The organism is Rahnella sp. NRRL B-41462 (genome assembly GCF_003263525.1).
Taxonomy (GTDB): Bacteria; Pseudomonadota; Gammaproteobacteria; order Enterobacterales; family Enterobacteriaceae; genus Rahnella; species Rahnella aceris.
This window is the reverse complement of the sequence record NZ_JYDF01000090.1, coordinates 1-13,471: the sequence shown is the minus strand read 5'-3', so window position 1 is coordinate 13,471 and position 13,471 is coordinate 1. Positions and strand designations below refer to the sequence as shown.

Below are 13,471 nucleotides of genomic sequence, written 5' to 3'. Positions count from 1 at the left end.
CATTCGTCCAGGATGTTATGGATCCGCTGTCTGATATTCTTTCACTCCTGAAGGTAGAGGCCATTCTTACGGCCCGTATGGAAGCACGTGGCCCCTGGGCAATGCGGTTTCCCTCTTATAAACACATTAAGTTCGGCACTGTGCTTGAGGGGAACTTCTGGCTCTGGATGGTCGGAATGCAGCCTCTGCTGCTTGAAAAAGGGGACTTCTATCTTCTGACCTCGGGTGACGCTTACTGCTGTGGCTCAAGTCCGGCATTGATGGTGAGTGACGGACGGCAGATATTCTCTTCTCACCGTGAAGCGGATGGCGTGGTCCGCTACGGCCAGGGAGAACTTATCAGTGAGGGGATTGGGGGAAGATTCGTATTTGAGGAGGCTTCCAGCCCGCTGCTTTTAAAACATCTGCCTCCGGTTCTGGTTTCACGACGAGAGGAAAGTTCTTCTCCTGCACTCACCGCCCTTATCACTTTGCTTTCGCATGAAACATCAGCGCTTCGTCCCGGACACGACATTGTGGCCAGTAGCATGGCAATACTTGTTCTGGTGCAGATGCTGAGGGAATACTTAGAGGGTAATCAGAAAGGGACATCCTGGCTGAAAGCGCTCGGTGACAGGAAAATAGGAACCGCACTGTCACTGATACATTCTTCTCCATCTGCAGACTGGACGCTGGCAAGTCTGTCTGCTAAATCAGCCATGTCCCGCAGTGCGTTCGCTAGTCGGTTTCACCAGCTTACCGGTTCAACGCCCGGGAATTATCTGACGTCATGGCGAATGGAGCTGGCATGCGCTGAACTCAGGAAACATCACTTAAGTATTAGTGAGATAGCAAGATTAACCGGATATAAATCTGTTCCCTCTTTTTCGCTGGCATTCAAACGTCATACCGGAAGAACGCCAGGTGGCTACCGCAATCTGCATAAGAACACTTAAGAGGCCACTCTGATAATTGTCTTTTTAATGCGTTTGCAAAATTATCAAAAAGTTATCGCAGCGTGCAAAGATACAACGTCCGCTTCTGGCACACAACGGCCAAACAGGAACAGGGCACCTATGAGCGAAATGCAGACCTGCAATTACTGTCTGCGTTTCCACTCATCGACTACATCACCTAAATTTTTTGGAACATCATTACGTATCCAGGCCATAAATTCTCGATTAAATCGAAAGTCGTCCCCACACTCCTTAATCATGAAACGACGGACGTTTTGAGTGTTTTTGTAGTTTTTATCAACATTCGTAGCACGTGTAAGCAATGAGCTATGCCAATCTATTTTCAATTTACAATCCCCCTGTAATGACTCATTTTTTAGCATTCGTTTCATACCCGAAATTGTCTAAACGTCGAATTCATTGCTTGTTAAGAGCGAGGAGCGGACATCGCTATTCATACTTGAATCCACATCAATGGTAGATCTGTGGTTTTGAGAACATCAAAGCATTTTTACAGTGTAATCTAACCAAGCGGGAAGATTTTCTTTGTACCAGTTGAGATATAAATGAAAATCACTTTTCTGCCGTTCATTAAGCAGTACCACTACCTCGGTAACAATCCATGCTTTGGCAATTGCAATTTCTTTAGCCAAATCATTAGGCTTAGAATGGCGAGATATACAGTTATAGCGTTCTGAAAAATCGGTAAATTTTTGTATAGAGCCCATTCCCTTTATTAGGGGGGCAAGGTCAATTGCTGGGCTTCCAATGCTGAACCTCTCCCAGTCGAAAAGAACTAAATCACCGTCATCCCTTTTTCCCCAATTACCGGCATTACTATCACCTGAAATTAAGCACTGACCACTAAACAGAGCATCACTTGCCTGCTGGAAATGCCGTAACTGTTGTGCTGATCTGCCAGGTAATGCCAAAAGATTGAGCGATTTTTCGAGCGCTGATTCTGACCAAGTGTGATTGTGATAAACCCACGAAGGGTCAGATGGATAGCAATGCAAGCGAGACAGAAATGACAAAACTTCATCTCCTGCAACTTCGTCCTGACCAACTTTATGTGGGATATATTCCAGTCTCAGCTTGCTTAAGGATGGATCGGCGTACAAGAGCTTTGGGGTGGCAATGTCTACCTTAGCGAGGCTCTTTGCTGCATGTTGATAAAAACTATACTCAACATTACTGACAGGACATTTCTCGACTACCTGATGACCTGATTCATCCATCAAAAGTGCCACTTTGGCGATACCCATTCTGGATATATTATCAACAGCCATGCATCTTTCCTTTAGCGTTGGCCAGTTGGATAACTCTGAGGCGTTTGAGTTTTGCACAAACTAGCAGTCATGCTGGCATCTCTCCTCCCCAAAGTTAGCATATTGTGATGGTTGCGACTTCCGCTTTTGGCACATAGCAGACCATCCAGCTAAGAGGTTTTGAGCTGTATTTACACTCAGGATTATTGCTGCCCTGCTTTTACCCGGAGTATGGTTTGCCGGGTAGTATTAAATTCCCGCGCAATGGCGCTGATACTTATTCCGGCGTTAATCCGTGCAATCACCGTAAGTTGCTGTTCTTCCTTCAGTACTGAAGGACGTCCAAACCGTTTTCCAGCTGCTTTTGCTCGCGCGATACCAGAGTGCGTACGCTCAAGCAGCAAATCTCTTTCAAATTCCGCCACAGCAGAGATGACCTGCATGGTCATTTTTCCTGCCGGGCTGGTCAGATCCACCCCGCCCAGGGCTAGGCAATGAACGCGAATATCTGACGCCGCCAGTTGCTCAACTGTTTTTCTTATGTCCATGGCATTACGCCCAAGACGGTCCAGCTTGGTGACAATCAGCACATCACCATTTTCCATGCGATCAAGCAGTCGGATAAATCCGGGGCGTTCGCTGGCAGCAACCGAACCACTGATTTGCTCCTCAATCAGTCGCTGGGGTCTGATGGCAAAACCTGCCGACTCAATTTCTCTGCGCTGGTTTTCAGTGTTCTGTTCCAGAGTCGAAACCCGGCAGTAAGCAAAAACACGTGACATAGGGATATTTTCTGTACGAAAAGGATGTACGAATTATAACGTATGTCCGATAGTGAATTCACTCACTTTCGGACAGTATGGCTGACTAGTGTACGAAACCGACCGGTTTCGGTCAGTACAAATCAATAACTAAAATGAACTATATGCAGAGGAAGCATTTATGCCACGGAGACAAATACTCAGCAGTGAAGAAAAAGAACGCTTGCTGATTGTGCCGGATGATGACGTTCTTCTGACGCGCATGTGCTTTTTGAGTGAACCTGACCTCGCGCTTATTAATAAACACCGCAGGCCAGCTAACCGCATGGGATTTGCTGTTTTACTTTGCTACTTGAGAGGGCCGGGGTTTCCTCCCGACAAAAATATCTCCCCTCACGACGGGGTTGTTTCCCGGCTAGCGGCTCATTTGAAACTTCTGCCTGATTTGTGGGCCGAGTATGCATCAAGAGAGGTCACTCGCTGGGAACATCTGGCCGAACTTTATCGCTACCTGGAATTATCTCCCTTCAACCGGGCGCTACAAAAAAACTGTATTCGCCACCTTTATCCCCACGCAATGCGGACTGACAGAGGCTTTTTGCTTGCGGAGGAAATGCTCACCTGGCTCCACAATAATAAGGTGATTTTCCCCTCTGTTGATGTCATCGAACGAACTCTGGCCGAAGCAACAACGCTTGCAGACAGGGCGGTCTTTTCTGCGCTTACCGCGCAGCTTGAGCCGGAACATAAAGCGGCGCTGGACCGTCTGCTGGTATCCGAGGGTGAGCAACCTTCACGGCTGGCCTGGCTGCTTCAGCCTCCGGGGAAAATTAATGGCAAAAATGTCCTGCAACATATCGACCGGTTAAATTCGATTGAGTCGCTGGCACTGCCTGATGGCATTGCGCTTTCTGTTCACCAGAACCGGCTCCTGAAACTCGCTCGCGAAAGCAGAAAAATGAGTAGCCGGGACCTGGCAAAATTCACGGATGTTCGCCGTTATGCCTCACTGGTTTGTGTCATATCGGAAGCCAGGGCCACCCTGACTGACGAAATTATTGATCTGCATGAGCGTATTCTGGGCAGTCTGTTTAGCAAGGCAAAACGCACGCAGGCCGAACGACTCCAGCAAACGGGAAAGCTGATTCAAAGCAAGCTGAAGCAATACGTTACCGTCGGGCAGGCATTGCTTAACGCCAGAGAGTCCGGTGAAGATCCCTGGACCGCAATAGAAGACGTTCTTCCCTGGCAGGAATTCATTAACAGCGTGGAAGAGACGCGGTTCCTGTCACGTAAGGACAACTTCGACCCGTTGCATCTGATCACAGAGAAGTACAGTACGCTGCGTAAATACGCCCCCCGGATGCTGTCCGCGTTGCAGTTCATGGCTGTACCTGCCGCAATGCAGCTCAGTGATGCGCTTGATGCCGTCAGAGAGATGTATCGAAAACAACTCCGCAAAGTACCGTCTTCCGCGCCAACCGGGTTCATTCCGGAAAGCTGGAGAAAGGTGGTGCTCACTCCCACAGGCATTCACCGAAAATATTACGAATTTTGCGTACTGAATGAGCTGAAGGGAGCTTTACGTTCTGGCGACATCTGGGTCAAAGGATCGCGCCGCTACCGGAATTTTGATGATTATCTGATCCCATCTTCCGATTTTGAAAAGTCACTTCGGGATAACCAGTTACCCCTTGCCATTCCGACCGATTGCCATGAATACATCAAGAGCCGCATGACGCTTCTGGCATCGCGACTGGAGGAAGTGAATGCAATGGCGCTGGCCGGTGATTTGCCCGATGTGGATATCTCGGATAAAGGCGTGAAAATTACCCCGCTGGATAATAGCGTCCCTTCATCAGCATCCCCTTTTGCCGATCTGGTTTATGGCATGTTGCCTCACCCTAAGATTACTGAAATGTTGGATGAAGTGGATAGTTGGACCGGTTTTACCCGCCATTTCACACATCTCAAAAATCATCACGTCAGACCTAAAGACAGAAAGTTGTTAATGACCACGATTCTGGCTGATGGCATCAACCTTGGGCTGACAAAAATGGCCGAATCTTGTCCAGGAACGACAAAATCGTCACTGGAGGGGATTCAGGCCTGGTACATCAGGGATGAGACCTATTCAGCAGCGCTGGCCGAGCTGGTCAATGCTCAGAAAAAACGGCCTCTGGCTGCATTCTGGGGCGATGGAACAACATCATCGTCTGACGGGCAGAATTTTCGGGTGGGCAGTCACGGCCATTATGCGGGTCAGGTCAATCTCAAATACGGTCAGGAGCCAGGTGTGCAGATTTATACGCATATTTCGGATCAATATAGCCCGTTTTACACCAAAGTCATCAGCCGCGTGCGCGACTCAACCCACGTACTTGACGGCTTGCTATATCACGAAAGTGATCTTGAAATCACCGAGCATTACACCGATACCGCAGGTTTTACGGAACATGTTTTCGCGCTAATGCATCTGCTGGGATTCGCATTTGCACCAAGGATCCGGGATCTTCATGACAAGCGCCTGTTTATTCATGGAAAGGCTGAGCGTTATCCGGGACTTCAATCTGTGATATCCACAACCCCACTGAATCTTAAAGACATTGAGACACACTGGAATGAGGTACTTCGCCTCGCAAACTCGATAAAACAGGGGACTGTTACCGCATCGCTGATGATGAAAAAACTGGCCAGTTATCCTAAACAAAATGGCCTTGCAAAGGCATTGAGGGAAATCGGACGCATCGAACGGGCACTGTTTATGCTGGACTGGTTTCGCGATCCATCACTGCGCCGACGCGTACAGGCGGGGCTGAATAAAGGTGAGGCCCGCAATGCGCTTGCACGAGCGGTCTTTATGCACCGATTGGGTGAGATCAGAGATAGGGGGCTGGAGAATCAGAGCTACCGGGCCAGTGGTCTGACGTTGCTGACTGCGGCGATCTCCCTGTGGAATACGGTATATATAGAAAGAGCCATAGATTTCCTGAGACGAAAAGGGATCCCATTAAATGACCAGTTGATTTCTCATTTGTCCCCGCTGGGATGGGAGCACATCAATCTGAGTGGGGATTACGTCTGGCGGACAAATCTAAAGCTGGGACAGGGTAAATACCGTTCATTACGCTCAGTGGATAGTGGTCTGTACAAAAAACAGGCTTAGCGTAGGATATTTTCCGTTTTCCAAGCGGACCCCTGGATCGCGAATTCACCCGCGAGCCCGTCTCCCTGAAAATTACCGGTACCAACGGTCAGTTACCACGGAAAGCGTTACAAAGCACCCTACTTGATCGCTGTGAGGCCGTATTACAGACGTCGCTGAAAGTCCGAAATCTCAGCAAGCCCACGCTGCCCTCTTATCCTCCGGCAGAAGATCACTTCCAGTGGCGCGTGCTCAGTCATCTTGGCTCCAGTTATCTTAATCTGATGAGCAATGCAGACGTGTTACGCGGGACGCTTGAGCTCTATAACTGGCAGAGCGATGAACTGAACAACCGCCGCCTGGATGCCATTCAGCAGGTGCAACATCATCAAATCCAACGTTTTGAGAAAGGTTTTTTGCTGCGCGGAATTGATATTGAAGTGACGCTCGATGGCAATGGTTTTACCGGTGAAGGTGATATTCACCTGTTCGGGGAAATGCTCAACCGCTTCTTTGCGCTTTACGCTGATATCCATTTATTCAATCAGTTAACTCTTATCGTTCAGCCTGCCGGGAAATGCATCCGATGGAAAGAGAATCACAATCAGCGCCTGCCCGGCTGATCGAGCAACTTCAAGATAAACTGCCCTATACCCAGTTTTATCGTCTTTGTCAGTTGCTGGAGCAAAGCCAGCCAGATGCACCGGCGCTGGGCAGTCAGTGGCAGGTCAGACACGACCCCGTGCGTTTTCGACCGCATCCGGGGATGGGATTTCCGGCCAGCGAGTTTAAACGGGTGGAAATGCCGGAGCATCCGCATCTTCCGCCGACCATCCGCACGACGTTTATGGGGCTGTACGGTGTCGAATCGCCGCTGCCCACATCCTATATCGACGACATTACCCAGCGTCGCGATGGTTACGAGGCTGTCGCCGATTTTCTGGATATCTTTAACCACCGGCTGACCACGCAGTATTACCGGATCTGGCGTAAATACTCATATCCCGCCACGTTTGCCTCCGGCGGGACGGATAAAACCTCGAAATATCTGCTGAGCCTTTGCGGGCTGGGCATAGAGGGATGTACGCAAGATATCGCCACGCCGGTTTCCCGTTTTCTGGCACTCACCAGCATGATGCGGCTACCGACACGCACCAGCGAAGGCATTATCGCGCTGGTTCAGTTGCTGGCACCGGATACACAGGCGCAGGTACTGGCGCATGACCGCTGCAATATTCCCCTGCGCAAGCAATTGACCATGAGCGCCAGCGCGCCGGTCAGTATGAGCAGCAGCCCTGTGATGGGGCGCCAGACCGTCGATGTGAACTGTCAGGTTTTGCTGAAACTGAAAACTGAAAATCCGGATGAAGCCCGTGAATGGCTTCCGGGTGGCCAGCTTTACACCGATTTGCTGGCGTTGTTGCAGGTGTATCTCGGCTCCCGGTTGCACGTCCGTTTACAACTGTCGGTGTCACGCGCGCTGCTGCCCGATGCAAAGCTTTCCTGCCGCCCGGAAAAATCCGGTGTGCTGCTGGGAAGAACCGCAGTGATGCGCAGGTTAAGGATTACGTCTGCACCCCAAAATAAAACTGAAATGATCACTATTAATCTGGGCCGCTATCAGCGCGTTCAGGAAAATCTTCACAGAAGGGAAACTGATGAATATGGCGACTACCGCTGGTAAAACCCGTTTTACATTACTGATGCTGGCAATGGTAACGACCCTGAGCGGATGCGGGCTGACCCAGAAAGTCAGCGACGGTACGGTTGCTGTGACCAAATCCATTTTTTACAAGCAGGTGAAAACGCTGCATCTGGATATCACAGCACGCGACGCTATCAACAACAATGCCAGCGGCGCTCCGCTTTCAACGGTGGTGCGTATCTATCAGCTGAAAGACAGAAAAGTCTTTGACGATACCGATTATCCGTCGCTGTTTACCGAAGACAGCCAGGCGATAAAAGCCGATCTGCTGGAGCAAAAAGATATCCGGGTTCTTCCGGGGGCAGCAGTGACTATCGACGTGCCGATGAATGAAAAAGCACAGTTTGTGGCGGTCGCGGGTATGTTCCTTTCACCGGATATTACCAACAATACCTGGCGTATCGTGCTAAGCCGTAACGATCTGGATCCGGAAAAGGCGCGCCAGATCGAACTGAATAATCAGGGAATGAAACTGCTGCCACTGAAGGATAAGTGATATGTCGCAACCCTCACTTTACGAAATGCTGCTCGGCAACTTTGCTGGCGGCCTCGATCTGCACAACGTCAGCGAAGAAAATCAGGTGATCCTCTCTGTGCTTGATAACATGCAGCGCATCCTCAATTGCCGAGCCGGAACGCTTACCCATCTGCCGGATTACGGTCTGCCGGACATGAGCAAAATCCTGCAAGGAATGCCCGGTACGGCGCACTCGCTGCTGACCACGCTTTCCGGCACGTTACTCAAATACGAACCCCGCCTGAGAAAAATCAATGTGATATTGCTGCCGCAGTCCAAGCCGGGACATCTCGAATACGCCATCGACGCCGAACTGAAAGACCTCGGACTTGTGCGCTTCGGAACAGAGTTTATGCCGGAAGGCCGCGTACTGATGCGCCATATGAAACAGCAGAATTACGTCAGTTAAGGAAAACAACCATGTCTATTGAACGCCAGTTGCGCACCGGGGATGACCCGCGTGCGCTGGCTGATTACGCGGTTTTACGCGAAGAACTGAGCAAATTAACCCATCCGGCGCGTCCCGATGTGGACTGGAAAAAGGTGGAACAACTGTGTCTGAACCTGTTCCAGCAAAACGGTATCGAGCTGCAAACGGCCTCCTGGTACACACAGGCCAGAGCGCGGCTAGCGGGCATGCCGGGATTAAATGAAGGGCTGGCGATCCTCGAGGCATTAATTTCACGTCAGTGGCCGGGACTGTGGCCGCAGCCGGTGCACGCGCGGATGGAAATTCTTTCGGGTCTGAGTCAGCGTCTTCAGCAAATATTGCGCGGTATGTCACTGGAATATCATGATTTATCGCAGATTTATCAGGCAGAAAAACTGATCGCTTCGCTTTGCAATGTGTTGCAACGCCTTGAACTGAAACACGTCAGCCAGCTGGAAGCACTGACTAGTTTCATGCATGGTACTGCCGTCAGGCTGGAGAATATGCACGCGACCAGCGATGCAGCAATCGTTTTACCGGCGGCAGCGGCAGAAAAAGCGGAAAAAGAGTGGACCGCGCAACCCGGTGAACAATGGGTGTATGTTGCGCAGAGCGGACCTGCCGAACCGCACGTGATTGCACCGCCTTCGCCAGTGAAACGTCCGGTGCAGTGGAAAGGGTTTATCGCAGGTATCGTGGTGACGGCATTGGCCAGTACCGGTTTTAAAGCCGGGATAGATGCTTTTTATCATCCGCAAACGGCAGAGCAACTGATGGCGACGCTGCCGGTATTACCAAAATCGCTGAACGCACAGGCGCTGGAAACACTTAAGAACCAGCAGGCTGAGATGCTCCACCGCGAGGCACCGGCATTTCTGGCCGCCACCCAACAGCAAACACGCCAGCTGGCAGCATTGTCACCGCGCTGGGCACAGGACACCGGAGCACAACTGGTAAAACAGGCGCAAATCCTCTGGCCGGATAACCCCGCATCTCAACAACTGGCAAAAAACTGGACCCAGCAGCTTAACGCCAGTGCGATACCGCAGGAAAACCTCGATGGCTGGCAACAGGCGAATACGCAGTTACAGCAACTGGCGGACAAACTCAACGGGCTGGATGAACAACGCGGTAAATACATGACCGTGTCGCAGCTAAAATCCTCCGTGTTTGCCATCCAGCAGGCGCTGAACAGTTCGCCGCCAGTCGAAGAATCGCTGCGCAAACTGGCGCAGGATAAACAGCAGCAAAAAGGCATATCCCCGCAGCGGATTATGCAAGTGGATAACCAGTTCACGCAGTTGCTGAACAGGTATGTGTTGCTCCTCCAGAACTTACCGGCGACAACCGAAAAAAATGGTCAGGCAGATCACTGACTGATGTTTGTGGCGGCGGACGCCAGCCACCTTAAATACAGAGGAAGTATGTCAGCAAAAGAACGGTTTCTAAAAAAATTACAAGACAGCCAGCCTCGCACTGGCTCTTTTGAAAATAAAGGTCAGGCGGATATCGCCGAGTTCCGGCAGCGGATCAGCCTGCTGCAGGAAAACATGGAAGAATGGCTGGAAGGCACCGGTATACGGATCGAAGGCACCACTATCTCACTGGTTGAATGTCTGATGGGCGGGAAATCATTCAGCGTTCCGGGTATACAGCTGTTTTATGAAGACAGGCAGGTGAAATTCACGCCGGTCTATTTATACGGCCAGGGCGTCACAGGCTGTGTGGAAGCCAGTCTTTGCATTCAGGGTCGCGTGACTGTCCTGTGCCGGTTGTTTATGCGTGCTGGCGAAAACAGGGACTGGACATGGCGCCCTGCAAATCCCTTCACCGGGCCAGAGCGGGCGTTTAGTGAAGATGCCTTTTTTGAGCTGATAGAAGGCTTATTACCCTGACGCCTTCGGGCGTCTTTTTTCCTCTGTCACCCGGGCAGACTTCCTTTAAAATGTAAAAAAATGCTACAAAAATTACCTTCCGGCTGCATTTTTCACCAAAACCGATGACATAAATTTACATTGCATTAAAAATAAGAATGCGCTGCCGCTCCTGCAAATTTAACTTTCTTGTTACCAATTTTGCACACAACAAGCCATTACCGAATGCAGGGAAATTACATTTGAAAAACATCACAACTTTTTGATCCAGATCAATGCAACAACATGACCTCTCACTTTTTGTGGTTAATTCCCTTCCCCCGCTTTTCTCCGAATTTAGTTTTCCCGCCCCTGCTTTTTACCCGTACTGAAAGTGTTTCAGCGACTAATTTCCCCACGGAACGGTCCCTGTTAATCCCTTCGCGCGATGTGCTTAAATCGATTTCTCGCAAAACCCCGGCAGTCCCACCCTTTCATTCATGACTTCACCTGCGAATGTCATACATCGCCGGTTCCCGTACCGGTATTGCTGTTTGGAAGGGTAACCTGACACACAAAAGAGGTTGTTATGTTTGGTCTTGATGCGCTAGAACTGGCCCGGATCCAGTTTGCCTTCACCGTCTCTTTTCACATCATTTTTCCCGCTATTACTATCGGGCTTGCCAGTTTTCTGGCTGTTCTGGAAGGCATGTGGCTGAAAACAAAGAAAGAGGCATATCGCGACCTGTATCATTTCTGGTCGAAAATCTTTGCCGTTAACTTCGGTATGGGCGTGGTCTCCGGTCTGGTGATGGCTTACCAGTTCGGCACCAACTGGAGTATGTTCTCGTCATTCGCGGGCAGCATTACCGGTCCGCTGCTGACGTACGAAGTGCTAACTGCATTTTTCCTTGAAGCTGGCTTCCTCGGCGTGATGCTGTTCGGCTGGAACCGCGTCGGACCGGGCCTGCACTTCTTCTCTACCTGCATGGTGGCGCTCGGCACACTGATGTCGACGTTCTGGATCCTCGCTTCCAACAGCTGGATGCAAACCCCGCAGGGCTACGAGATTGTTAACAACCTGGTGGTGCCGGTCAGCTGGATGAAGGTTATCTTCAACCCGTCCTTCCCGTTCCGCTTAATGCACATGACCACCGCCGCGTTTCTGGCGTCTGCCTTCTTCGTGGGCTCTGCTGCGGCATGGCATTTGCTGCGCGGTCGCGATACGCCAGCCATTCGCACCATGTTGTCGATGGCAATGTGGATGGCGCTGATCGTCTCGCCAATTCAGGCATTCCTGGGCGATGCGCACGGCCTGAATACCCTGAAATATCAGCCCGCTAAAATCGCGGCCATCGAAGGCCACTGGGAAAATAAAGACAACAAACCTTCCCCGCTGGTGCTGATCGGCTATCCCGATATGAACCGTGAAGAAACCCGTTACGCGATTGAAATCCCGTATCTGGGCAGCCTGATCCTGACGCACAGCCTGACCCATCAGATCCCGGCGCTGAAATCCTTCCCGAAAGAAGACCGCCCGAACTCTTCCGTCATCTTCTATACCTTCCGCATCATGGCCGGTCTGGGCATGCTGATGATTTTGCTGGGGGTGCTGAGCCTGATCCTGCGCCGTGGCGGCAAAATGTATACCTCTAAAGCGTTCCTGCGCTTTGCTTTCCTGATGGGGCCTTCCGGTCTGCTGGCGTTGCTGGCGGGTTGGGTCACCACGGAAATGGGGCGTCAGCCGTGGGTGGTTTATGGACTGCTGCGCACCAAAGACGCGGTATCCAACCACAATGTGCTGCAAATGAGCGTCAGCCTGATCCTGTTCATCGTCATTTACTGTTCGGTGTTTGGTGTCGGTTACGGCTACATGATGCGTCTGATCCGCAAGGGTCCGCAGGCGCACGAAGGTGAAAGTGTTGATCACGGTGGTCCGGGCCAGCACCGCACGCCTGCGCGTCCGCTGTCTGCGATTTCAGAATCACTGACTGACGAAAATAAGGGAGCTTGATAATGGGTATCGACTTACCGCTGATCTGGTTTTTGATCATCATCTTCGGCGTGATGATGTATGTGGTGATGGACGGATTCGACCTGGGTATCGGCCTGCTATTCCCGCTGGTGAAAAAAGAACACGACCGTGATGTGATGATGAACACCGTTGCGCCGGTCTGGGACGGCAACGAAACCTGGCTGGTGCTCGGCGGTGCGGCATTGTATGGCGCATTCCCGCTGGCGTACTCGGTGATTCTGGATGCACTGACTATCCCGCTGACCCTGATGCTGTTCGGTCTGATTTTCCGTGGCGTAGCCTTTGAATTTCGTTTCAAAGCCAGTCCGGCCAAACGTCACGTGTGGGACAAATCTTTCATCTGGGGTTCGGTGATCGCCACCTTCTGTCAGGGCGTAGTGCTGGGCGCGGTGATCAACGGAATTCCGGTGGTGAACCGGACTTATGCCGGTGGCGCACTGGACTGGCTGACGCCGTTCACGCTGTTCTGTGGTTTTGCGCTGGTGGTGGCTTATGCCCTGCTCGGCTGCACCTGGCTGATTATGAAAACCGAAGGCGAATTGCAGGAAGCGATGCACAAAATCGCTAAACCCCTGTTGCTGGTATTCCTGCTGGTGACGCTTGCAGTCAGCCTGTGGACGCCACTGACCCACAGCGATATCGCCACCCGCTGGTTCTCGCGCCCTAATCTTTACTGGTTCCTGCCGGTACCGGTGCTGGTGGTGCTGGTCTCCGCGTGGATGTATCGCGCCATCAGCAAAAATGCGCATCACGCGCCGTTCCTGCTGACGCTGGCGCTGGTGTTCCTCGGCTATACCGGTCTGGGGATCAGCATCTGGCCGA

At 51.3% G+C, this 13,471-nt stretch carries 12 protein-coding genes and 1 pseudogene; 10 read left to right on the top strand and 3 right to left on the bottom strand.

Annotated features, from left to right (window positions below; genetic code table 11):
- Nucleotides 1–17 precede the first annotated feature (17 nt).
- Nucleotides 18–935, top strand: a complete 918-nt coding sequence (locus UC14_RS20000; RefSeq protein WP_013199736.1) for an AraC family transcriptional regulator — start codon at nucleotides 18–20, stop codon at nucleotides 933–935.
- 143 nt (nucleotides 936–1,078) lie between these two features.
- On the opposite strand, the gene UC14_RS27150 is transcribed toward UC14_RS20000, so the two are convergent.
- The 3 genes from UC14_RS27150 to UC14_RS19985 form a co-directional block, all read right to left on the bottom strand.
- Nucleotides 1,079–1,282 carry a DUF6434 domain-containing protein gene (locus UC14_RS27150; RefSeq protein ID WP_112198305.1) on the bottom strand — a complete coding sequence of 68 codons (204 nt, stop codon included), beginning with the start codon at nucleotides 1,280–1,282 and terminating at the stop codon, nucleotides 1,079–1,081.
- A 153-nt stretch (nucleotides 1,283–1,435) separates the two neighbouring features.
- Nucleotides 1,436–2,224: a phosphotransferase gene (locus UC14_RS19990; protein ID WP_112198283.1), complete on the bottom strand. Its 789-nt coding sequence runs from the start codon at nucleotides 2,222–2,224 to the stop codon at nucleotides 1,436–1,438.
- Between the two features lie 182 nt (nucleotides 2,225–2,406).
- Nucleotides 2,407–2,985 (bottom strand): recombinase family protein, encoded by a 579-nt coding sequence (locus UC14_RS19985; RefSeq protein ID WP_013578376.1) that lies wholly within the window; start codon nucleotides 2,983–2,985, stop codon nucleotides 2,407–2,409.
- 160 nt (nucleotides 2,986–3,145) lie between these two features.
- Between UC14_RS19985 and UC14_RS19980 the strand changes: the two genes are divergently transcribed.
- The 9 genes and pseudogenes from UC14_RS19980 to cydB form a co-directional block, all read left to right on the top strand.
- The gene (locus UC14_RS19980) at nucleotides 3,146–6,130 is read left to right on the top strand and encodes a Tn3 family transposase (RefSeq protein WP_112198282.1); all 2,985 of its coding nucleotides are present in this window, start codon (nucleotides 3,146–3,148) and stop codon (nucleotides 6,128–6,130) included.
- 35 nt (nucleotides 6,131–6,165) lie between these two features.
- Nucleotides 6,166–6,732 (top strand): annotated as a pseudogene (locus UC14_RS19975) (type VI secretion system baseplate subunit TssF); the annotation flags it as partial.
- A complete protein-coding gene (gene tssG / locus UC14_RS19970) occupies nucleotides 6,696–7,793 on the top strand; it encodes a type VI secretion system baseplate subunit TssG (RefSeq protein WP_112198281.1) in 1,098 nt (365 codons plus the stop codon). The pseudogene UC14_RS19975 and the gene tssG, both read left to right, overlap by 37 nt.
- Entirely contained in the window at nucleotides 7,774–8,310 is a 537-nt protein-coding gene (tssJ, locus tag UC14_RS19965; RefSeq protein ID WP_276145821.1) for a type VI secretion system lipoprotein TssJ, read from the top strand. The genes tssG and tssJ overlap by 20 nt, the downstream gene beginning before the upstream one ends.
- Nucleotides 8,303–8,740: a type VI secretion system baseplate subunit TssE gene (gene tssE, locus UC14_RS19960; protein WP_112198280.1), complete on the top strand. Its 438-nt coding sequence runs from the start codon at nucleotides 8,303–8,305 to the stop codon at nucleotides 8,738–8,740. The genes tssJ and tssE overlap by 8 nt, the downstream gene beginning before the upstream one ends.
- Nucleotides 8,741–8,751: 11 nt before the next feature.
- Nucleotides 8,752–10,137: a VasL domain-containing protein gene (locus tag UC14_RS19955; protein ID WP_112198279.1), complete on the top strand. Its 1,386-nt coding sequence runs from the start codon at nucleotides 8,752–8,754 to the stop codon at nucleotides 10,135–10,137.
- A gap of 48 nt (nucleotides 10,138–10,185) precedes the next feature.
- The gene (locus UC14_RS19950; RefSeq protein ID WP_112198278.1) at nucleotides 10,186–10,656 is read left to right on the top strand and encodes a hypothetical protein; all 471 of its coding nucleotides are present in this window, start codon (nucleotides 10,186–10,188) and stop codon (nucleotides 10,654–10,656) included.
- 547 nt (nucleotides 10,657–11,203) lie between these two features.
- On the top strand, nucleotides 11,204–12,628 hold the full coding sequence (locus UC14_RS19945) for a cytochrome ubiquinol oxidase subunit I (protein ID WP_112198277.1): 1,425 nt from the start codon (nucleotides 11,204–11,206) through the stop codon (nucleotides 12,626–12,628).
- 2 nt (nucleotides 12,629–12,630) lie between these two features.
- On the top strand, nucleotides 12,631–13,471 hold an 841-nt coding region (gene cydB / locus UC14_RS19940; protein ID WP_112198276.1), incomplete at its 3' end, for a cytochrome d ubiquinol oxidase subunit II.

Excerpts from the sequence above, each read along its gene's own strand:
- tssJ (WP_276145821.1), top strand. The coding sequence starts at position 7,774 with ATGGCGACTACCGCTGGTAAAACCCGTTTTACATTACTGATGCTGGCA.
- UC14_RS19980 (WP_112198282.1), top strand. The coding sequence starts at position 3,146 with ATGCCACGGAGACAAATACTCAGCAGTGAAGAAAAAGAACGCTTGCTG.
- UC14_RS19985 (WP_013578376.1), bottom strand. The coding sequence starts at position 2,985 with ATGTCACGTGTTTTTGCTTACTGCCGGGTTTCGACTCTGGAACAGAAC.
- UC14_RS19955 (WP_112198279.1), top strand. The coding sequence starts at position 8,752 with ATGTCTATTGAACGCCAGTTGCGCACCGGGGATGACCCGCGTGCGCTG.
- tssG (WP_112198281.1), top strand. The coding sequence starts at position 6,696 with ATGGAAAGAGAATCACAATCAGCGCCTGCCCGGCTGATCGAGCAACTT.
- UC14_RS19945 (WP_112198277.1), top strand. The coding sequence starts at position 11,204 with ATGTTTGGTCTTGATGCGCTAGAACTGGCCCGGATCCAGTTTGCCTTC.
- UC14_RS19950 (WP_112198278.1), top strand. The coding sequence starts at position 10,186 with ATGTCAGCAAAAGAACGGTTTCTAAAAAAATTACAAGACAGCCAGCCT.
- UC14_RS19990 (WP_112198283.1), bottom strand. The coding sequence starts at position 2,224 with ATGGCTGTTGATAATATATCCAGAATGGGTATCGCCAAAGTGGCACTT.
- UC14_RS20000 (WP_013199736.1), top strand. The coding sequence starts at position 18 with ATGGATCCGCTGTCTGATATTCTTTCACTCCTGAAGGTAGAGGCCATT.